Here is a 20,735-nt window from a genome sequence, read left to right as displayed (position 1 = left end):
GATCGTTGCGCATTGCCGTGCATCTGCATCGAGGTTTTGTCGCGAGTGAACTGTCGTCGCGCTGTCGAAAAAATCGTGCGATTGCTGCGCAGTGTGTTTGCTCTTTGCAACAACGATTCTTGGAGAGGCGCACGCAGCAAGGCTTTCAGGGCGTCGTCCGGAGAGCAAGCATTCATGCGGGTTTCCGCGGAGCGATCTCTTTCGGGTGACGCACAACTTCGCGGAAAGCCGCGCCAGCCGGGCTTCTCCGCGAATCATCTGCTTGCAGAATTTTGTTGATCGAATCGGAAAATTGAACTAAAGGATATTGGCATGCTGAATTTTGACGACGACCTCATTTCTGCAAATCGCACCCAGCCCCGCGTGGCTGAGGCAGGGGTATCGTCTTCGGTGGCAACGCATGACGAAGCGCGTCGTATCAACGTCGCAGACAAGCGCGTCATCAACGGTGCGACCGACGTCAATCAACTCGTTCCGTTCAAGTACAAGTGGGCGTGGGAGAAGTACCTCGCGACCTGCGCGAATCACTGGATGCCGCAAGAGGTGAACATGGCGCGCGACATCGCGCTATGGAAGGACCCGAACGGCCTCACCGAGGACGAGCGGCGTATCGTCAAGCGCAACCTCGGGTTCTTTGTCACTGCCGATTCGCTTGCCGCCAACAACATCGTGCTGGGCACCTATCGCCACATCACCGCACCGGAGTGCCGCCAGTTTCTGCTGCGCCAGGCCTTCGAAGAGGCGATCCACACGCATGCTTACCAATACATCGTCGAGTCGCTCGGACTCGACGAGGGCGAGATCTTCAACGCCTATCACGAGATCCCGACGATCCGTGCGAAGGACGAGTTCCTGATCCCGTTCATCGAGACACTCACCGATCCGAATTTCAAGACCGGCACGCCTGAAGCAGATCAGCAGTTGTTGCGTTCGCTGATCGTCTTCGCCTGCATCATGGAAGGGCTCTTCTTCTACGTTGGCTTTGCGCAGATTCTTGCGCTGGGCCGCCAGAACAAGATGACCGGCGCTGCCGAGCAGTACCAGTACATTCTTCGTGACGAGTCGATGCACTGCAATTTCGGCATCGACCTCATCAACACCATCAAACTCGAGAATCCACACTTGTGGACGCCGGCGTTCCGCGACGAGATCCGCACGCTCATGCAGCGTGGCGTCGAGCTCGAATACCGCTATGCCGAAGACACCATGCCGCGCGGCGTGCTGGGTCTGAACGCGTCAATGTTCAAGGAGTACCTGCGATTCATCGCTAATCGCCGTTGCCAGCAGATTGGCCTCGATGCGATCTATCCGGGCGCGGAAAATCCGTTCCCCTGGATGAGCGAAATGATCGACTTGAAGAAGGAGCGCAACTTCTTCGAGACGCGGGTGATCGAGTACCAGACGGGAGGGGCGCTGAGTTGGGATTAAGTCGCCAGGTGTCCTCCTCCGTTCCGGATTGGCTGTACGGTTTTTTCCAAACGCCGCACTTCAGTGCGGCAGCGGCGCGCCACACACGCGTGGTGACGTGCGCAATGACTGACCCACGACGCTACGATGGAGGGTGACATGGCAACAGCAAAAAGCAGTGACAAGACCAAGAAGGCGGCGGCCCCGAAGGCCGCCGCAAAGCCGGCGGCGAAAAAAGCTGCCGCCAAAACCGCAGCCAAGCCGGCGGTGAAGAAGGCAGCGGCCCCCAAGGCCGCCGCCAAGCCCGCCGCAAAGAAAGTTGCTACCAAAGCCGCGGCAAAACCGGCTGTGAAAGCTGCGGCCAAGCCCGCTGCAAAGGCTGCTGCTAAGCCCGCCGCCAAGAAGGCGACTGCTTCCAAGCCTGCGGCAAAGCCTGCGGCAAAGCCTGCGGCAAAGAAAGCTGTTGCGGCGAAGCCGGCTGCCAAGAAGGCCGCTGTCGCCAAGCCGGCAGCGAAGAAGACTGCGGTCGCTAAGCCCGCAGCCAAGAAGACCGCAGCGGCAAAGCCCGCCGCGAAGGTGACCGAGCGCAAGACCACGATCAAGCGTCCGGTCGCGACCAAGGCCGCGCCTAAGGCTGCAGCCAAGCCCGCCGCTAAGAAGGCGACTGTCGCCAAGGCTGCCGCTAAACCGGCTGCGAAGAAGGTTGCTGCGAAGCCGGCCCCGAAGGCCGCGCCGAAGGCGGCTGCGAAGGCCACCAAGCCCGCAGCCAAGCCCGCAGCGAAGAAGGCTGCGCCCAAGGCCGCCCCCAAGGCTGCGGCGAAACCGGCAGCGAAGCCCGCGGCCAAGAAGGTTGCAGCCAAGCCGGCAGCCAAGCCTGCCAAGAAGGCTGCAGGCGCCGCCGCGACCGTGAAGAAGGCTGTAGCGAAGGCCGAGAAAGCGGTCAAGAAAACCGCCGCCAAGAAAGTGACCGCCGCAAAAAAAGTGGTCGCGAAGGCTGAGAAGGCCGTCGAGAAAGTCGCCAAGAAGGCGGCCAGCAAGGCAACAGAAGTGAAGAAGGCTGTCACCAAGGTCGTCGCCAAGGCAGAAAAGGCCGTAGCGAAGGCGGTTGAAGGTGCTGCCAAGCCGGCAGCCAAGAAAGCGGCAGCGAAGCCCGCAGCGAAGAAGGCTGCAGCGGCCAAGCCCGCCGCGCCGAAGGCTGAGGCTGCAAAGCCTGAGGCTGCCAAGCCGGCCGCAGAGAAGAAGCCCGCTGAGAAAAAACCGGCGGTGAAAAAGCCGGCAGCGAAGAAAGCCGCCAAGCCGGCGGCGCCTGCGCCTGCCGCTGAGGCTGCGAAGCCGGCCGAACCGGCGAAAACCGCCGAGGCCCCGTCGGCCGACGCAGCCAAGCCTGCCGAGGCGCAGCCCGCAGCCGAAGCCAAGCCCTCCACGGCAGCAACGCCGGGGCTGAAGTCTTCGTTGAATCCGACAGCTGCCTGGCCGTTCCCGACGGGTTCGCGTCCGTCCTGACACAGGCTGTTTGTGTTGCAAAAAGGCACGTGCTTGCACGTGCCTTTTTTATTGGTTCTTACCGTGACGTGTGTCCAGGACACGCGCTTGCCAATGGTTTACGATTACTCGGATGTCATTGTCCTTGCTGGGCGCGGATCGGCGCAGGATTGACAAAATCGAATTGAATCAATAGACTGCGCTTCGTCTGGTTGCGATCGATATATCGCAGTAGTTCTTTCAGCGAAGCGAACAGACCGCCAGCTTCTGTTTCGTTCCAAGCAGTTCTTCGCGTTTTTTAGTCGGTGAGTCGTCTGGTTGCGGCGGTTCACCTCGATCGACCCTTGACCACTTTGCGCGGTGTCGCCCGCGCGCTGACAACACGGAATCACCGGAATCACACCGAGCCAGACGAGCTTGGGTGCCGGCGTGTCTGCGTGTCCGTCAGACCGAACGGGCGAGTTTGCCGACAGAGCCTCAGAGGAGGAATGATGATCTACGCAACTCGCGTCGCGGCAGCAGCCCGGCACGTCGGTACATTTGTTCTGCACTTCGCCCATGGCAGCCTGCTCGTAGCGGGCTTGGTGGTGACAGTCGTGTTTGGCATGCGCGTATTCGATCAGGGTTTGAGTGGTTTGCCGCTCAACAACCTGTTCGGCCATGCCGAGGCGAGCGTCGCTGCGGAAGATTCGCTGTCGCCAGCTGATCTTGTTGCAGTGGAGCAGGACCCGGTTGTCGTCGATCCTGAGCATCCGGATCGTCTGTCGCCTGAAATGGAACGCGTGACCGAGTATCTCGCCCGTCGTTACAAAGTGGCACGTGCGGCCGTTGAGCCGCTGATCGTGTCGGCACAGAAGGTTGGGCAGTCTGTCGGGCTTGACCCGCTGCTGATCGTCGCGGTGATGGGTATTGAGTCGAGCTTCAACCCGTTTGCCGAGAGTCCGTTCGGCGCGCAGGGGCTGATGCAGATCGTGCCGCGTTTCCATCAGGACAAGTTCGATGAGAAGGCGGGCGACGCTCCACTGCTTGATCCGACCGAGAACATTCGCGTCGGCGCCCAAGTGCTCAAGGAGTACATCCGCCGCAACGGTTCGCTGACCGCGGGTCTGCAACAGTACGGTGGTGCGGCCGATGATCCGGCCGAGGGCTACGCCAACAAGGTGATCGCCGAAAAGCAACGCCTGCAACTGGCGATGCGGCAGGGCGCCAAGCTCGCGCTAGCGAAGTAATGCCTGCTCGGTAAGACCCCACACAGAACGCCGGCCTTGTGCCGGCGTTCTGCTTTATGGCCTCCTGATCACGGTCGGCAGTGTTCTCCGCTCAGGCCAGAACCTGGCGCATGCGTGCGAGCGCCTCCTCGATGCGTGCTTCATCCGTGGTGTAGGCGAAGCGCAGCCAGCGTTCAGGCGATTGCTGGCCGAAATCGATGCCAGGGGTAGCGGCAACGCCCGCCGTTTCGAGCAGGTGGTGCGCGAACGCCGCGCTGTCTTGCGCGTGTGCGCTCACGTCGGCATACACATAGAACGCGCCGGCGGGATCTGCGGGCACGACAAAACCGAGCTCCCGAAGACCCGAGCAGAGCACATCGCGTCGGCTGGCGAACGCCATCCGCCGATGCTCAAGGATCTCGATCGTCTCCGGGGAGAACGCGGCGAGCGCGGCGTGCTGCGCCGGCGTGGATGGGCTGATGAAAAAGTGCTGCGCGAGCTTCTCAAGATCGCGCACATACGCCTCGGGCGCGACGAGCCAGCCGAGCCGCCAGCCGGTCATGCCGAAGTACTTCGAGAAGCTGTTGATGACGAAGCAGGGGTGACGGCTTGCGAGCGCAGTCGTCGGCGCAATGCCGTAGCTCAAACCTTGGTAGATCTCATCGACGATCAGCGCACCCTGGCGTTCCGCAACAAAGCCGGCAAGCTGTTCGAGCGCTGCGGGCGATATCAGCGTCCCTGTGGGGTTGGATGGGCTCGCGACCATCAGGCCTCGCGTCGTGGGGCCCCAGGCTTGATTGACCTGCGCCAGCGTTGGCTGGAACGCGTCGCGTGCGAGCACCGGCAGCGCCTGTGCGACACCTTCGTAGGCGCGCACGAAATGGCGGTTACAGGGGTAGCCGGGATCTGGCACCAGCCAGCTGTCGCCCGGTTGGGTCAGTGCGGCGAGGGCGAGCAGCAGCGCGCCGGATGCCCCTGCGGTGACGATGATGCGCGACGCGGGGACGGTGACGCCGAATCGCGTGGCGTAGTAAGTGGAAATCGCGTCGCGCAACGCTGGCAGGCCGAGCGCGGGCGTGTAGCGAACCTGTCCTTGCGTAAGGAAGCGTTGCGCTGCCTCGATTACGGGCGCCGGCGTGGGGAAGTCCGGCTCTCCGACCTCCATGTGGATGATGTCGCGGCCCCTGGCTTCAAGCGTTTGCGTGCGCGCAAGAAGCTCCATGACATGGAAGGGCTCGATTTCGCGCGCGCGTGCCGCAAGCGGGCCGGCGCACAGGGGCTGAGTGTATTCGGACATGGCCGTACTTTACGCCGCCCGCCCGGACAATGAAAAAGCGCCGCCCTAGGGCGGCGCTCGTATCGACAAGTCCAATTCAACTTCCGATGGCTTCCTCGAACAATTCGCGCTGCAGCGCCAGTGTGCGCGGCAGGCGTGCGCCGAGCTTGTCGAACCATTCCTTGTGCAGGCCGAGCTCGCTGCGCCAGGCGCGCGCATCGATTGCTGTGAGCGCCTCGAACTCTTCGCGTTTGATGCCCAGGCCGGACCACTGGATGTCTTCGTACTTCGGCATCCAGCCGAGCGCTGTTTCGCGTGCGCCCACCGCGCCTTTTGAGCGATCGACGATCCACTTGAGGACCCGCATGTTGTCGCCGAAGCCTGGCCACATGAAGTCGCCGTTTTCGTTCATGCGGAACCAGTTGACGCAGAAGATGTGCGGCGTGTGTTCGACCGTGTGGCCGATCTTCAACCAATGGTTGAAGTAGTCGCCCATGTGGTAGCCGCAGAACGGCAGCATCGCGAAGGGGTCGCGCCGCACCACGCCTTGCTGGCCAAACGCGGCTGCGGTGGTCTCGGAGCCCAGCGTCGCAGCCATGTAGACACCGAAGTTCCAGTTGAAGGCCTGGTACACCAGCGGCACCGTTGTTGCGCGGCGGCCGCCAAACACGAAGGCCGAGATCGGCACGCCTTTGGGGTTCTCCCAGTCCGCATCAATTGAGGGGCATTGTCCGGCGGGCGCGGTGAAGCGCGAGTTCGGATGCGCTGCCTTGCGACCGCAATCGGGCGTCCAGTCCTGACCCGTCCAGTCGATCAGGTGCTGCGGCACTTCCTTGCTCATGCCTTCCCACCACACGTCGCCATCGTCGGTGAGTGCCACGTTCGTGAAGATCACGTTCGCGTGCAGGGTTGCCATTGCGTTGCGATTGGTCTTCTCGTTGGTGCCGGGAGCGACGCCGAAGTAGCCGGCCTCCGGGTTGATCGCGTAGAGCCGGCCGTCCGGGCCGGGCTTGATCCATGCGATGTCGTCGCCGACCGTGGTCACCTTCCAGCCGTCGAAACCTTCTGGCGGGATCAGCATTGCGAAGTTGGTCTTGCCGCAGGCGGACGGGAAGGCCGCCGCCACGTAGGTCTTCTCGCCTTGCGGGTTCTCGACGCCAAGAATCAGCATGTGCTCGGCCAGCCAGCCTTCGTCACGCGCCATCGTTGATGCGATACGCAGTGCGAAGCACTTCTTGCCGAGCAGCGCATTGCCGCCGTAGCCGGAACCGTACGACCAGATCTCGCGCGTTTCCGGGAAGTGGCAGATGTACTTCGTGGTCGGGTTGCACGGCCAGCGAGAATCCTTCTGGCCGGGTTCGAGCGGTGCGCCGATTGAATGCAGGCACGGCACAAAATCGCCGTTGTCGCCGAGTACGTCGTAAACCGCGCGCCCCATGCGGGTCATGATCCGCATGTTCACCACCACGTAGGGGGAGTCGGAGATCTCGACGCCAATCTGCGCAATCGGGCTGCCGAGCGGCCCCATCGAGAAAGGAATCACGTACAGCGTGCGGCCACGCATGCAACCGCTGAAGAGGCCCTTGAGCGTCGCCTTCATCTTCTCCGGCGATTCCCAGTTGTTGGTCGGGCCTGCGTCGTGCGGGTCGGAGCTGCAGATGTAGGTGCGGTCTTCAACCCGTGCCACGTCGGACGGGTCGGACCACGCGAGGAAGGAATTCGGCCGCTTGGCGGGATTCAGCCGGATCATCTGGCCCGCTTCGACCATCTCGTCGCACAGGCGGGCGGACTCCTCTTCGGAGCCATCGCACCACATGATCCGATCGGGTTGGGTGAGGGCGGCAACTTCGGCCACCCATTGTTTGAGGCGGGCATGGCGGACGAAGGCAGGCGCTGAACTGAGCGCCGCTTCGGGAAGGCGTGTAGTCATGAGTCTCTCCTGGTTACCACGTGTTCGATGACACGCTCGGCCCCCTCGGAGGGGATCCGACCGTGGCCCGGCGTCGGTGGGAGGAGAGAAACGACGCTGGAGCACCCGCACGAAAACTATTGTTTTTCGGGTGTGCGGGTTGGAAGTTCTGCTTGAACAGTTGTTTGAAGTCTACGCCGCGGGTCTGATCAGCACAACTACGTACTTCACCCAGTGTCGCTGGCAACTAGAATCCTGCCGCGAACTCGAACAACCCGGATTTTGTCGCCTGCGCGACGGAATCCTGCCCAGGGAGAACCCGATGGACGACCGCCTGAAAGCCGCTGCACTCGAATATCACCGCGCCGGACGCCCCGGCAAGATTGCAGTGACGCCGACCAAGGCGCTGACCAACCAGCAGGATTTGTCGCTTGCCTATTCGCCCGGTGTTGCGGCCGCCTGTGATGCGATCGTCGCCGATCCGGCGGAGGCGAGCACGCTGACGGCGCGTGGCAACCTGATCGGTGTGGTGACCAATGGCACCGCGGTGCTCGGGCTCGGCAACATCGGGCCACTCGCCGCAAAGCCGGTGATGGAAGGCAAGGCGGTCCTGTTCAAGAAGTTCGCCGGCATCGATGTATTCGATCTCGAGTTTTCACAGCCGGATCCGGACAAGCTGATCGAGACCATCGCATCGCTGGAGCCGACTTTCGGCGGTATCAATCTCGAAGACATCAAGGCGCCCGAGTGCTTCTACATCGAGCGCGAACTGCGCAAGCGAATGAACATTCCGGTCTTCCACGATGACCAGCACGGCACTGCAATCGTCGTGGGTGCCGCGCTGCTCAACGGGCTGCACCTGCTTGGCAAGGATTTGTCGAAGATCAAGCTGGTGACCTCGGGTGCGGGCGCTGCCGCCCTCGCATGCCTTGATCTGCTGGTGATGTTGGGGATCCCGGTGGAGCACATCTGGGTGACCGACATCGAAGGGGTGGTCTACGAGGGACGCCCGGTTCTGATGGACCCGGTGAAGGACCGCTTTGCGAAGAAGACGGATGCCCGGACCCTCGCCGAGGTGATCGAAGGCGCTGACGTATTTCTGGGCCTGTCGGCGGGCGGTGTGCTCAAGCCGGAGATGGTGGCGAAGATGGCGCCCAACCCGGTGATCCTGGCGTTGGCAAATCCGACGCCCGAGATATTGCCGGAGCAAGTCAAGTCGGTGCGCGACGACGCAATCATCGCGACCGGCCGTTCGGACTATCCGAACCAGGTGAACAACGTTCTCTGCTTCCCGTTCATCTTCCGCGGCGCACTCGATGTCGGCGCGACAACGATCACCGACGAGATGAAGCTCGCCGCGGTGCGGGCGATTGCCGAACTGACGCGCGCCGAGCAGAGCGATATCGTCGCCGCTGCCTACGGTGAGAAGGTGGCGGGTTTCGGCCCCGAATACATCATCCCGAAGCCTTTCGATCCGCGGCTGATCGTGAAGATTGCGCCCGCAGTGGCTCAGGCGGCGATGGACTCGGGTGTCGCGACCCGGCCGATCACCGATTGGGAGGCCTACCGGCAGAGCCTGAACAATTTCGTGTGGCAGTCCGGCCTGATCATGAAGCCGGTATTCGCCGCCGCGAAACTCGCGCCGAAACGCATTATCTTTGCCGAAGGCGAGTCGGAACGTGTGCTGCGTGCCGTGCAGACCGTGGTGGATGAAGGGCTTGCGCGGCCGATCCTCATCGGGCGCCCCGAGGTCATTGCGCGTTACATCGAGCGTTTCGGGCTGCGCCTGCGGCCGGAACTCGACTTCGAGATGGTCAATCAGGACGATGACCCGCGCTATCGCGAGTTGTGGACGCATTACCACGCGCTGATGGAGCGGCGTGGCGTCTCGGTTGAGTATGCGAAGCGCGAAGTGCGCCGCCGCGCGACATTGATTGGCGCCCTGATGCTCAAGTTTGGCTATGCGGACGGTCTGATCTGCGGCACCTCGGGGCTGCACCAGGTGCACCTGAAATTCGTCGAGACGGTGCTGGGCCGCGCCGAAGGTGTCGGCAGCTGCTATGCGATGAACCTCCTCGCGCTGCCGGGGCGAACGGTTTTCCTGTGCGACACCTACATCAACTACGACCCGAGCGTCGAACAGCTCGTCGAGATGACCTGTCTCGCGGCGGAAGAAGTGCGGCGCTTCGGTATCCAGCCGCGCGTCGCGTTGTTGTCGCATTCGAGTTTCGGCACGGACGACACGCCGACGGCCGAGAAGATGCGCCGTGCGCTGGCGCTGCTGCACGAGCGCCATCCCGGTCTCGCGGTGGAGGGGGAGATGCATGGCGATGCGGCGCTGGATGCGGGTATCCGCTTGCAGGTGTTTCCCAACGCGAGGATGCGCGAGGATGCCAACCTGCTGATCTTCCCGACCCTGGATGCCGCGAACATCGCCTTCAACCTGCTGAAGACAGCCGCGGGCGATGGCATGACCGTGGGCCCGATCCTGTTGGGCTCGGCGAAACCGGTGCACATCCTTACGCCAACGGCGACGGTGCGCCGCATCGTCAACATGACGGCACTGACTGTAGTGGAGGCGGGCCAGCACCGTAGCCGCTAACTTTGCCGCACTAGCGGGCACGACGGCGCTAAAGCTCGCGCCACCCAATGCCGCAAATCCTCTCAGAGGCCATGGGGCCAGGGAGGTGGCATGGAAGACCGGGCGGCTCTGGTTCTGACGGGAGGTGGCGCGCGCGCGGCTTACCAGGTCGGCGTGCTGTGGGCGATTCGCGAACTGACCGGGCGCAGCAAGGCCAATCCGTTTCCGATTCTCTGCGGCACTTCCGCCGGTGCTATCAACGCGGCGGCGCTGGCTTCATATGCCGACAACTTCGACGCCAGCGTACGCCGGCTTGCGTGGATCTGGCGCAACTTCCATGCGCACCATGTGTATCGCGCCGACGCGCTGGCGGTAACCAAGTCTGCCCTGGCATGGGGCGGCACCTTGCTGTGGGGCTGGTTGTTGCGGCGTGGCCCCAAGTCCATGCTGGACAACCAACCGCTGCGCGAACTGCTCTCGTCACGGCTTGATTTCGCCGGCATTGGCCGGGCAATCGACAGCGGCGCCTTGTATGCGCTCAGCGTGACCTGCTCGGGCTATGCGACGGGCGAGAGCCTGACGTTCTACGAGGCGGCCCGCGAAGTGTCGCCCTGGCGGCGCGCTGCGCGTGTCGGCGTGCCGGCTCGGTTGGGTGTCGAACACCTGATGGCTTCCAGCGCGATTCCGTTCGTGTTCCCGGCGATCAAGATCAACCGCGAGTTCTTTGGCGATGGTTCGATGCGCCAGCTCGCGCCGGTGTCACCCGCGGTGCATCTCGGCGCGACTCGCATTCTTGTCGTGGGTGCGGGGCGCGCGAAGGACGAAACCCGCCGCGCGCGCGGTGACCGCTATCCAACGCCGGCGCAGATCGCGGGCCATGCCTTGTCGTCGATCTTCCTCGACGGACTCGCGGTGGATCTCGAACGACTCGATCGCATCAACGCTACGGTCGGCAAGATCCCGCCGGGTTTGCGGGAGGAACTTGGGATTCCGCTCAAACCGATCGAAACGCTCGTGATCTCTCCTTCGGAGCGGCTCGACTATCTGGCCGCCCGGCATTTCCGTGCCCTGCCGCGCCCAATGAGGATCATGCTGCGCGGGGTGGGGGCTGGCGGCCGGTCCGGTTCGACGGTGTTGTCCTATCTGCTGTTCGAGCGGTCCTACACGCGCGCACTGATTGACCTCGGCTATCGCGATGCGATGATGCGGCGGGCCGACCTGATCCGCTTCCTGCGCCTGGATCCATCGGCGGTGAAGCTGGAGACGCGCCAGCGCGCGAGTGGTTTTGGCGCCATGACGCCCGAACAGAATCTTGAGATTCAGTCTGAAATGAGTGAGCTATCGTCTTAATCTGCTGGAGAAATTGTTAGAATCCGGCTATCTAGAAGTGAGTCCGGCCAGCCTGCCGCCGGATGGGGAGAAGTAATGAAGAAGATCAAGCTGATTACCGCGCTGTTATTGGCGGCAGCAATCGCGGCGATGCCCGCGCAGGCGAAAGAATCCCAGTCGAAGACGCACGCCAAGAAATCGGCGACCAAGGCGTCGTCGAGCCATCGCAGCCATACCGTCAAAGCCTCGGTCAGCAGCAAGAAGGGGAAACGCGTCAGTCCGGCGAAAGCGTTGTATCGCGACATGAAATCGGCGCGGACGGCGCCGGTGCGTGCGGTGTCGGTCAGCGTGGATCGCGAAGGCAATCCGTTGCTGCAATCCAACGCGTTCATGGTGCAGGACCTCGGCACCGGCAAAGTCCTGCTCGAACGCAACGCCGAGTCCGTTGTGCCGATCGCTTCAATCACGAAGCTGATGACGGCGATGGTCGTGCTGGATGCAAAGTTGTCGTTGTCGGAAACCCTCACCGTGACGGACGAGGACACCGACAAGCTGAAGAACACCACGTCGCGCCTGGTGGTCGGAACCGAACTCACCCGCGAGGAGATGATCCACCTCGCGCTGATGTCGTCGGAGAACCGTGCTGCCGCCTCGCTCGGCCGCAACTATCCGGGCGGTATCAATGCCTTCGTGTTCGCGATGAATCGCAAGGCGCAGGCGCTGGGGCTCTCGGAAACCGTCTTCCACGATTCCACCGGCCTCAACCCGCAGAACGTGTCGTCGGCGCGCGACCTGGCGAAGATGGTGACGGCCGCATCGCACTATCCGCTGATTCGCCAGTTCTCGACGGACGACGAAGAGACCCTGCCGATCCGTGGGCGCGAGCAGACTTTCCGCAACACCAATGCGCTGGTGCGCAGTCCGGATTGGCAGATTGGTGTTTCGAAGACCGGTTTCATCAACGAGGCGGGCCGTTGCCTGGTGATGCAGGCTTGGCTGGCGGAGAAGCCGATGGTGATCGTGCTGCTCGACTCGGTTGGCAAGTTCACCCGTGTCGCCGATGCCCAGCGGATCAAGCGCTGGGTCGAAAGTGCCATCGCGCATCAGGGCGTTGCGCGTATTCCCGCCGGTTGATCGACACCTTCGCAAAAGAAAAAGCGCGCCGAGGCGCGCTTTTTTGTTGTGCAGCCTGACGATGCTCAGCGACGTTGTTCGCGTGTTGCACGGGCGGCCGGCGCGCTGTCGATCTTCAGATAACCGAGCGTAGCCGAGATTTCTTCCGCGGTATCGCGGACCAGCGGTGCCCAGTCGGGGTTGAAGCGGTCGGCAGGGGTCGAGAGCGACAAGCCCGCGATCAGCTCACCCGAATCGTCGCGAATGCCCGCGGCGATACAGCGGACGCCGTTCTCCACTTCGTCCATGTCATACGCGACGCCATGACGGCGCACGCGCTCAAGTTCCTTTTCAAGCGCCGGCAGTGTCGTGATCGATGCCGGCGTAGAAGGCGGCAAACCGGTGCGGCGTGCGTATTCGGCAACACGGCTGGCGCTCTCTTCCGCGAGAAAGAGCTTGCCGGTGGCGGTGGTGTGCAGGGGCGCGCGCGCGCCAACGATATGCACCACGCGCACGGCGGAGCGGCCGCTTGAGGTGCGCTCCACGTAGACGATGTCGTCACCGTCGCGCATGCCGAGGTTCACGCTCTCGCCCGTGGCGAGATGGAGTCGTTGCATTGCATCGACCGCCGTTTCTCGAACCGAGATGCGCGATTTGACCACGTTGCCCAGTTGCAGCAGGCGGATGCCGAGCCGGTAGACCCCGGCGTCCACCCGCTCCACGAAACCGCGCGCCGTCATCGCGGCGAGGATGCGATGTGCGGTGGACGGGTGCAGCCCGGTCTCGGCCGCGAGTTGCTTCAGCGCGATCGGGTCGGGGTGTTTCGCCAGCGTATCGAGCAGATTCATCATCCGTTCGATGACCTGGATCGAGGACGCTTTAGGTTCTTCGGCAGCCACGGTGCATTGGATCTTTGTTCTGGAATACGGTTGATCATATCGCAATGCGGGATGTTTCGCCCTGTGAAATCGCGTTGGAGTAAAGTTCGAACTGATCTGCTCGGCGCGTCGAACGCCCGGCGCATGCGCCGCGACGCGCTGTTGCCACCAAGGACGTTCGCCATGCCGCTACCTATCGTTGTCTCCCTCGAGTCCGCCTCGTTGCCGGTCGTGATCCCGCGACCCAACACACCGCACGAGTGGCGCGACCACGCGCGTACCGCTGCGACCGAGGTCGTCGAACGCCTCGCCGGTGCTCAGGTGGCGCTGATCAACAAGACCGTGCTCAGTGCTGCGGTACTGGCCCAGCTGCCGGATCTGCGGATGATTTCCGTTTCCGCCACCGGCACCGATAACGTCGATCTGGCGGCCTGCCGCGCGCAGGGCATTGTCGTCAGCAATGTGCGCGACTACGCCGCCGATACGGTGCCCGAGCATGCCTTGCTGCTGATGATGGCGCTGCGGCGCAATCTGCTCGCGTACGTCGAGGATGTACGCAGCGGCCGCTGGTCGCGTGGCACAAGCTTCGGGCTGTTCGACCGCCCGGTGGCCGACCTGAACGGCGCGGCACTAGCGATTCTTGGCCACGGCTCCCTTGGTGAGGGGCTGGCACGGCGCGCTGCGGCGCTTGGCATGCGGGTTCTGCAGGTGGAGCGCAAAGGGGCTGTCGATGTGCGGCCCGGTTACACCGCTTTCAACGAAGCGCTGGCGATCGCGGATGTCGTGTCGCTGCACTGCCCGTTGAACGAGCAGACCCGCAAGCTGTTCGGCGCCGCAGAGTTCGCGCGCATGAAGCCATCGGCGGTGCTGATCAACACCGCCCGCGGCGGGCTGGTCGATGAGCTGGCCTTGGCCACCGCGCTGCGAGAGGGCCGGATTGCCGGCGCGGCTACCGACGTGCTGTCGCAGGAGCCGCCTCCCGCGGATCACCCCTTGCTCGCGCCCGATATCCCGAATCTGATCGTCACGCCGCATATGGCCTGGGCTTCGGCCGACGCAATGCAGCGCCTCGCAAACACCGCCGTGGCCCATGTGGATGCTTTCCTGCGCGGCGAGCCGGTGAGCCGGGTTGCGTGATGACCCGCCTGTGGCACGCCATTTCGCCGGACGAATGCGTTGCTGCACTGGGCGCCGACACCGCTAATGGCTTGTCGTCCGACGAGGTGGTGCGCCGCCTTGCCGCGGACGGCCCGAACCAGTTGCGCGGGAAACCGCCCAAGCGTTTCATCGAGCGTTTCCTGTCGCAACTGCGCGAGCCGCTGATCTACATCCTGCTCGGCTCCGGCGTGCTGGCCCTCCTGCTGCACGAGTGGGTGGACGCGAGCGTGATCTTCCTCGTGGTGCTGATCAATGCCGTGGTCGGTGCGGTGCAGGAGGCGCGCGCGCATTCCGCGATTGCAGCGCTGGCACGCCAGGTGTCGGCGCTCGCCGGCGTGCTGCGCGGGGGCGAGCGGCTGCGCATTGAATCGTCCGGGCTGGTAGCAGGTGACATCGTGCTGCTGGAGGCGGGCGATCGCGTACCGGCCGATCTGCGGTTGCTGAAAGTGCGCGATCTGGTCGTGGATGAGGCAATGCTGACCGGCGAATCGCTGCCGGTCGCGAAGGCTGCGATCGCGGTGGCCGAAGATGCCGCGCTGGTCGAGCGTCATTGCATGGCCTACGCCGGCACGCTGGTGCTTCAGGGCACCGCGACCGGCCTGGTGGTCGCCACCGCCGGCCGCACCGAACTTGGCCGCATCGCGGCTTTGATCGATGCCGCGCCGCTGATCGCAACACCGCTCACGCGCCGCTTGGCCGTGTTCTCCAACGTCATGCTGTGGATCATCCTCGCGCTCGCAGCGCTGACGTTCGCCGTAGGCCTGCTGCGTGGCGAATCGGTGCAGGACATGCTGATGGCCGCCGTGGCGCTCGCCGTCGGTGCGATTCCGGAGGGCTTGCCCGCCGCGCTGACGATCACGCTCGCGATCGGGGTGGGCCGCATGGCTCGGCGTGCGGCGGTGATTCGTCGCCTGCCGGCGGTGGAAACGCTCGGCAGCGTCACGGTGATCTGTTCGGACAAGACGGGCACGCTGACGCAGAACCGCATGACGGTCACCGAGTTGCTGGTCGGCGGCTTTGGCTACACCCTGCATGGGGCAGGCGGAGCGGAGGAGGGGGAGATTCGCCCATCCGGCGCGGCGCCCACCGAGAACCGCGCGCTGCATCCGCTGCTACTCGCCGGCGTGCTGTGCAACGACGCGCAGATGCGGCGCGAAGACGGCCAGTTGGTATTCAGCGGCGACCCGACCGAGTGGGCCTTGCTGCTCGCTGCGCTGCGCGGTGGGCTCGACGTCGATGCCCTGCGCGCGCGACACGAAAGGCTCGATGAACTGCCCTTCGATGCGCGCTATCAGTACATGGCGACCCTCAACACCGGCCCGGAAGGGGTACGGCTGTGGGTCAAGGGCGCACTGGAGCGTGTCCTGGCGCACTGCCGCCTCGCCCTGGACGCGCACGGCGTGCCGGTGCCGCTGGACAGCGTAGCGATTCATGCGGCGGCCGATGAGATGGCCTCGCGTGGCATGCGTGTGCTGGCCTTCGCCTACCGCCCGGGCGGTGCGGCGCCGCTGATGCGCAACTCACTTGGCGATGATTGGGTGTTCCTTGGGTTGCAGGGCATGGTGGACCCCCCACGTGGCGAAGCCGAACAGGCGGTGGCGCGTTGCAAGGCGGCTGGCATCCGCGTCGTGATGATCACGGGCGACCATGCCGCGACCGCCGCCGGCATCGCAGGCGCAATCGGTATCGGCGCAAAGACGCCGCGGGTGATGACCGGGAGAGAGCTGGCGGCGCTGGATGCAGATGCCTTGCGCGCCGTCGCGGGTGAGGTGTCGGTATTCGCCCGTGTCGAACCGGAACAGAAGCTGCGGCTGGTTGAGGCCTTGCAGGCGCGCGGCGATGTAGTCGCGATGACCGGCGACGGGGTGAACGATGCGCCGGCCCTGCGGCAGGCCGACATTGGCGTTGCAATGGGGCGCGGTGGTACGGACGTTGCAAAAGAGTCGTCCGACATGGTGCTGACCGACGACAACTTCGCATCGATCGAGGCTGCGGTGGAAGAAGGTCGTGGGGTCTACGACAATCTGCTCAAATTCATTGTTTGGACCTTGCCGACCAATTTTGCCGAGGGTGTGATCATCCTCGTGGCGGTACTGGCGGGCGTTACGCTGCCGATCACGCCGCTGCAGATCCTCTGGATCAACATGAGTACGGTGCTGCTGCTCGGCCTCGCGCTCGCCTTCGAGCCGATCGAGAGCGATGTCATGGCCCGCCCGCCGCGCCCACCTGGCGAGCCCATCCTGACGCGGGCGATGACCGGGCGCATCACGCTCGCGGGGACCCTGCTGGTCATCGGCGCCTTCTGGCTCTTCGAGCGCGAGCTGGCGGCGGGGCGCAGCGTCGAGTATGCGCGCACCGCCGCAGTGAACGTCTTTGTGTTCGGCGAGATGGCCTATCTGCTCAACTGCCGCTCGCTGCATCGCGCGTGGTGGCGCGTCGGCGTGTTCTCGAATCCGTGGATCTGGGCTGGCATTGCGGCGATGGCGGCGCTGCAGTTCGCCTTCACCCACAGCGCGCCAATGCAGTCGGCGTTCGGCAGCGTTGCGATCGATGCCGCGAGCTGGGCTGAAGTCGTGCTGACGGCGCTCGTGATGAGCGCCATCGTAGGAATTGAAAAGGCGATCGGCCGTTACGTCGCCAAACGAAGAACAACATCAAAAGGGAGTTAGTCGTGAATCACCACACCCCAGGCATACGCCTGTTGAAGCTGGCCGCGCCGCTGGCGCTGCTGGCGATGCCTGCTATCGCGCGGGCATCGGATGGCATCCTGCTCGGCCCGATACCGATGGACTTTGTGCTCTTCGCACTCACCTTGCTGGGCGTGGCGCTGTTCCACGACCACACGCTCAAGGTCGCGGTTTCCGGTCTGTTCGCCATCGTTGCGTACAAGCTGGCCTTCACCGGCTTCAAGTTCGGCGACGGCATGCCGGGCCTCGGCATGCACTTTGCCCACGAGTGGGTGACGCTCGCCAACCTGTTTCTGTTGCTGATGGGGTTTGCGCTGCTGGCGCGCCACTTCGAGAAGACGCGGGTGCCGGTGGTCTTGCCGGCGATCCTGCCTGACGACTGGAAGGGCGGCTTCGTGATGCTGGTGATGGTCTTCGTGATCTCCAGCTTTCTCGACAACATCGCCGCGGCCTTGATCGGCGGCGCGATGGCGCACCAACTGTTTCGTGGCCGGGTGCACGTGGGCTACCTGGCGGCCATCGTCGCGGCGTCCAACGCGGGTGGCTCCGGCTCGGTGGTTGGCGACACGACCACCACGATGATGTGGATCGACGGCGTGGCGCCGCTCGACGTATTCCACGCCTATGCGGCAGCCGGCGTTGCGCTGGTGGTGTGCGGCATTCCGGCGGCCATCCAGCAGCAGCGCTACTCGCCGATCATCAAGAATGCGCATGAGCACACCCGGGTCGACTGGCCGCGTACCGTGATTGTCGTGGCCATTCTGGCTGCGGCGATCGTCGCTAACATCGTGGCCAACGTCAGCTTCCCCGGGCTCGCCGACCAGCTGCCGGTGATCGGCATCGCGGTGTGGCTCGTGCTCTTGCTGACGGCCGGCCTGCGGCGACCGGATTGGGAAATCATGCCCGAGACACTCAAGGGCACGATCTTCCTGCTCTCGCTCGTCAGCTGCGCGTCGCTGATGCCGGTCGAGAAGCTGCCGCTCGCATCCTGGCAAACGGCGTTCGGCCTCGGTTTCGTGTCAGCGGTGTTCGACAACATTCCGCTCACCGCGCTGGCCTTGCGTCAGGGCGGCTACGACTGGGGCGTGCTCGCGTACGCGGTCGGCTTTGGCGGTTCGATGCTGTGGTTCGGCTCGTCGGCCGGCGTGGCCTTGTCGAGCCAGTTCCCGCAGGCGCGCTCGGTTGCGCACTGGCTGCGCCACGGCTGGCATGTGGCGCTGGCTTACGTTGTCGGCTTCGCGGTAATGATGATGGTCGTGGGCTGGCAGCCGCATCCGCCGCACAAGGCGGGGAGCACACCCGCGGCTGCGGTCGCAACGCACTGACCCTCAGCGCATGAGCGGGTTGGCGGCGAGGGCCGTCAGCCCGTCGTGAAGCTCACGTTTGCCCGGGTCATCGGGGCGCCATCGTGTGCATTGACGATCTGGTTCGGCGCGTTGGCGCCGTGCAGCGAAGCGTCGGCCCGCGCCGAGAGCTGCAGGAAGGACAACTCGTTGGGCAGCCGCTCAGCGGCGCTCAACGTGAGCGTGTAAGACACACCGCATTCGGTGCCGGAAACCGTCTCGGCGCGAATCCGCAGGCGTTCCGCCACTTGGTGGGCGCCGTCGAGCGCCGTATCCGGCAGTACGGCACAGAATTCCGCACTGCCGAAACGCCCAAAGAGATCCTGGCGTTGCAGGGTGCCGGCCACCAGTTCTGCCAGATGCAGCACGGTGCGCTCGTCGTCCTGTGGGCTGCGGGTGGGTTGTCCGCCAGCGGGGTCATCCACCTTCATCATCAGCACGCTCAGCGGGCGCTCGCGGCGCTGCGCGCGCGCCAGTTCGCGCTGCCCAAGCTGTAGCAGCGTGTGGCGGTTGTAACTGCCGGTCTGTGGATCGAGTGTCGCGAGGCGATGGCTTTGCTCGCCCTCCCGTTCGAGGTGAACCAGCACCATCGCGAAGCTGCTCGCGAGCAGGCAGGCAATCAGGAACAAGCCGTGGCTCACGTCCAACGTGATCGACGGGTCGCCTGCCAGCATCGGGCGCAATACCGCGACGATGCGCATCGCGAATGCGATGGCGCCGAGCAGCAGGCTGGCCGCCAGCACCGCACGGGTGCGCCGCGACGCGCCGGGAACCGGTTGCAGCGCGACGACGGCGCCGGCCAGGAACAGCGCCACGCCGACGATTGCGCTGAGCAGTCGACGCGAGTCCGCGTCGTCCGGTTGCAGCACCTGCGCGGCGGTGAGCGCGACGATCGGCAAACCCAGCAACACGATTGGCGCGCGTCGCCCGCTGAGCGAAAGCAGGGCGGCAAGCAGCGTCGCGATGCCACCGTAGCTCAGCAGGTTGGTCAGCGCGATGCCCAGCAGCGTCGGCAGGACTGGCTGCAGCGTGAAAGCCGTCAGGCCGAGCCCCAAGGCAACGCAGCCGATCAGCCACTGCCGCAGCGCTTCGTCGCGGCGCAGGCTGTCGCGCAAGAAGAGCAGCGCGATGACGATGCCGGCAACCGTGGTGATGTTCGCGATGAGAAGGGTTAGGGCGTGGAGCTTCATGCTGCCACCTCTGCGCGTGCAACGCGGTTGCGGCCGGCCTGCTTGGCCTGTGCAAGAGCCGTTTGCGCACGCGCCAGCAACGGCGCCGGGTCGCGTTCGCCCGGCATCGCTTCGGCAACGCCGATGCTGACGGTGAAATGCACCAGGTCCGGCCCCACCGGCTGCGCGCCGCACTGCACGCGCATGCGCTCGGCCAGTACGGCCGCGCCTTCTAGCGATGTATCCGGCAGCAGCACCGCGAATTCGTCGGCGCTGATACGTGCGCAGAGATCCTGGCCGCGCAGCGTCGTGGTGATGTCATGCGCGAGCTGGCACAACACCCGGTCACCGGCCAGTGGGCCAAAGCGTGCATTGATCTGGCGGAAGTGATCGGGGTCCACCACCAGCACCGAGACAGGCTGGCCGCCGCGCTCCGCGCGCAGCAATTCGCGCGCAGCCTGCTGCGTGAAACTGCGTCGGTTGAAAAGTTCGGTCAGCGCATCCCGCGCAACCAGCCGTTCGGCATTGGCGCGGCTCCGCTCACGGTGCATCAGCGCGATGCCGAGGTTGCCGACGATCAGATTCACATGGTTGAGCAGGAAGCTCATCGCGTTGATCGGTTCGCCCACGCTCAGGTCGGGCAGCCGCTCCGGCGCCACCAACAGCTCGGCCAGACGCAGCAGCGTCGATACGCTGCCGAGCACAAAGCTGCCGAGCACCATCCAGCGGTAGCGGGCCGATCCGGTGTCGCCGGTGCGCATCAGCGGCCATGCGCAAAGGGCCAGCTGAAACGCCAGCACGGCGTTCGAGGCCAGGGCACGCGTGATGAAATCGTCGGCGTAGATGGCGTGCTGGATGCCCAGCAAGACCGGCGGCAGCACCAGCAGGAGCCTTGGCAGGGGCCGCTCGGCAAACGCGGCCATCGACGCGGCGAACAGGGAAAGACTCGCCGAGAGCAGCACCATGTTGGCGACGATCGTCGCCATGCCGGGCGGTGTCAGCGCCATTGCAATGAACAGCAACATGGCCGCCGATTGCGTCAGCAGTGCAACGACCCAACTCGCTTGTCCGTGCTGCATGCGGCCGACACGCGTCGCGAAGACGGTCGCCGCGATCACCAGGCAATCGAGTGACAGCACGGCAAGCAGGGTTGGAACGTCGATCATGCGTTAGCGCGTTTCGTTGGCATGGTGCT

General features: G+C 64.3%; 14 protein-coding genes. 9 read left to right on the top strand and 5 right to left on the bottom strand.

Going from position 1 to position 20,735, the window contains the following annotated elements; all coding sequences use genetic code 11:
• Positions 1 to 312: 312 nt before the first annotated feature.
• The 3 genes from JY500_RS16245 to JY500_RS16235 all read left to right on the top strand — a co-directional run bounded on the left by JY500_RS16245 (position 313) and on the right by JY500_RS16235 (position 4,118).
• Complete coding sequence (locus JY500_RS16245) at positions 313 to 1,428, top strand: ribonucleotide-diphosphate reductase subunit beta (RefSeq protein ID WP_172197058.1); 1,116 nt, start codon at positions 313 to 315, stop codon at positions 1,426 to 1,428.
• A 138-nt stretch (positions 1,429 to 1,566) separates the two neighbouring features.
• Complete coding sequence (locus tag JY500_RS16240; RefSeq protein ID WP_206253817.1) at positions 1,567 to 2,910, top strand: hypothetical protein; 1,344 nt, start codon at positions 1,567 to 1,569, stop codon at positions 2,908 to 2,910.
• Positions 2,911 to 3,380: 470 nt separating this feature from the next.
• Positions 3,381 to 4,118, top strand: coding sequence for a transglycosylase SLT domain-containing protein (locus JY500_RS16235; protein WP_206253816.1), 738 nt, complete (start codon positions 3,381 to 3,383; stop codon positions 4,116 to 4,118).
• 91 nt (positions 4,119 to 4,209) lie between these two features.
• Here JY500_RS16235 and JY500_RS16230 read toward each other — a convergent pair whose 3' ends face one another.
• Positions 4,210 to 5,394 (bottom strand): pyridoxal phosphate-dependent aminotransferase, encoded by a 1,185-nt coding sequence (locus JY500_RS16230; RefSeq protein ID WP_206253815.1) that lies wholly within the window; start codon positions 5,392 to 5,394, stop codon positions 4,210 to 4,212.
• 76 nt (positions 5,395 to 5,470) lie between these two features.
• Positions 5,471 to 7,303 carry a phosphoenolpyruvate carboxykinase (GTP) gene (locus JY500_RS16225; protein ID WP_206253814.1) on the bottom strand — a complete coding sequence of 611 codons (1,833 nt, stop codon included), beginning with the start codon at positions 7,301 to 7,303 and terminating at the stop codon, positions 5,471 to 5,473.
• A 301-nt stretch (positions 7,304 to 7,604) separates the two neighbouring features.
• On the opposite strand from JY500_RS16225, the gene JY500_RS16220 reads away from it, so the two are divergent.
• The 3 genes from JY500_RS16220 to pbpG all read left to right on the top strand — a co-directional run bounded on the left by JY500_RS16220 (position 7,605) and on the right by pbpG (position 12,326).
• On the top strand, positions 7,605 to 9,884 hold the full coding sequence (locus tag JY500_RS16220) for an NADP-dependent malic enzyme (RefSeq protein ID WP_172197073.1): 2,280 nt from the start codon (positions 7,605 to 7,607) through the stop codon (positions 9,882 to 9,884).
• A gap of 90 nt (positions 9,885 to 9,974) precedes the next feature.
• Entirely contained in the window at positions 9,975 to 11,213 is a 1,239-nt protein-coding gene (locus JY500_RS16215) for a patatin-like phospholipase family protein (protein WP_172197076.1), read from the top strand.
• A gap of 75 nt (positions 11,214 to 11,288) precedes the next feature.
• Positions 11,289 to 12,326: a D-alanyl-D-alanine endopeptidase gene (gene pbpG / locus JY500_RS16210; RefSeq protein WP_172197079.1), complete on the top strand. Its 1,038-nt coding sequence runs from the start codon at positions 11,289 to 11,291 to the stop codon at positions 12,324 to 12,326.
• A 65-nt stretch (positions 12,327 to 12,391) separates the two neighbouring features.
• Here the strand turns inward: pbpG and JY500_RS16205 are convergent, their stop codons facing one another.
• Entirely contained in the window at positions 12,392 to 13,156 is a 765-nt protein-coding gene (locus tag JY500_RS16205; RefSeq protein ID WP_206256519.1) for an IclR family transcriptional regulator, read from the bottom strand.
• Between the two features lie 210 nt (positions 13,157 to 13,366).
• On the opposite strand from JY500_RS16205, the gene JY500_RS16200 reads away from it, so the two are divergent.
• Genes JY500_RS16200 through JY500_RS16190 form a run of 3 tightly spaced genes read left to right on the top strand, consistent with a single transcriptional unit; the run spans position 13,367 to position 18,353 of the window.
• Positions 13,367 to 14,320: a D-2-hydroxyacid dehydrogenase gene (locus JY500_RS16200; protein ID WP_206253813.1), complete on the top strand. Its 954-nt coding sequence runs from the start codon at positions 13,367 to 13,369 to the stop codon at positions 14,318 to 14,320.
• Entirely contained in the window at positions 14,320 to 17,010 is a 2,691-nt protein-coding gene (locus tag JY500_RS16195) for a cation-translocating P-type ATPase (protein ID WP_206253812.1), read from the top strand. Before JY500_RS16200 ends, JY500_RS16195 begins: the two co-directional genes overlap by 1 nt.
• A gap of 2 nt (positions 17,011 to 17,012) precedes the next feature.
• Positions 17,013 to 18,353: a citrate transporter gene (locus JY500_RS16190; RefSeq protein WP_246479654.1), complete on the top strand. Its 1,341-nt coding sequence runs from the start codon at positions 17,013 to 17,015 to the stop codon at positions 18,351 to 18,353.
• Positions 18,354 to 18,388: 35 nt separating this feature from the next.
• Here the strand turns inward: JY500_RS16190 and JY500_RS16185 are convergent, their stop codons facing one another.
• Entirely contained in the window at positions 18,389 to 19,561 is a 1,173-nt protein-coding gene (locus JY500_RS16185; protein ID WP_206253811.1) for a GGDEF domain-containing protein, read from the bottom strand.
• The gene (locus JY500_RS16180; protein WP_206253810.1) at positions 19,558 to 20,706 is read right to left on the bottom strand and encodes a GGDEF domain-containing protein; all 1,149 of its coding nucleotides are present in this window, start codon (positions 20,704 to 20,706) and stop codon (positions 19,558 to 19,560) included. The genes JY500_RS16185 and JY500_RS16180 overlap by 4 nt, the downstream gene beginning before the upstream one ends.
• Positions 20,707 to 20,735 lie beyond the last annotated feature (29 nt).

The sequence above is a fragment of the Niveibacterium microcysteis genome, from assembly GCF_017161445.1.
Lineage (GTDB): Bacteria > Pseudomonadota > Gammaproteobacteria > Burkholderiales > Rhodocyclaceae > Niveibacterium > Niveibacterium microcysteis.
Note: the sequence above shows the minus strand (reverse complement) of the source record. Positions and strands in the feature narration are given on the sequence as shown.

Coding starts and splice junctions, on each gene's coding strand:
- JY500_RS16245 (WP_172197058.1), top strand. CDS start 313: ATGCTGAATTTTGACGACGACCTCATTTCTGCAAATCGCACCCAGCCC.
- JY500_RS16240 (WP_206253817.1), top strand. CDS start 1,567: ATGGCAACAGCAAAAAGCAGTGACAAGACCAAGAAGGCGGCGGCCCCG.
- JY500_RS16235 (WP_206253816.1), top strand. CDS start 3,381: ATGATCTACGCAACTCGCGTCGCGGCAGCAGCCCGGCACGTCGGTACA.
- JY500_RS16230 (WP_206253815.1), bottom strand. CDS start 5,394: ATGTCCGAATACACTCAGCCCCTGTGCGCCGGCCCGCTTGCGGCACGC.
- JY500_RS16225 (WP_206253814.1), bottom strand. CDS start 7,303: ATGACTACACGCCTTCCCGAAGCGGCGCTCAGTTCAGCGCCTGCCTTC.
- JY500_RS16220 (WP_172197073.1), top strand. CDS start 7,605: ATGGACGACCGCCTGAAAGCCGCTGCACTCGAATATCACCGCGCCGGA.
- JY500_RS16215 (WP_172197076.1), top strand. CDS start 9,975: ATGGAAGACCGGGCGGCTCTGGTTCTGACGGGAGGTGGCGCGCGCGCG.
- pbpG (WP_172197079.1), top strand. CDS start 11,289: ATGAAGAAGATCAAGCTGATTACCGCGCTGTTATTGGCGGCAGCAATC.
- JY500_RS16205 (WP_206256519.1), bottom strand. CDS start 13,156: ATGATGAATCTGCTCGATACGCTGGCGAAACACCCCGACCCGATCGCG.
- JY500_RS16200 (WP_206253813.1), top strand. CDS start 13,367: ATGCCGCTACCTATCGTTGTCTCCCTCGAGTCCGCCTCGTTGCCGGTC.
- JY500_RS16195 (WP_206253812.1), top strand. CDS start 14,320: ATGACCCGCCTGTGGCACGCCATTTCGCCGGACGAATGCGTTGCTGCA.
- JY500_RS16185 (WP_206253811.1), bottom strand. CDS start 19,561: ATGAAGCTCCACGCCCTAACCCTTCTCATCGCGAACATCACCACGGTT.
- JY500_RS16180 (WP_206253810.1), bottom strand. CDS start 20,706: ATGATCGACGTTCCAACCCTGCTTGCCGTGCTGTCACTCGATTGCCTG.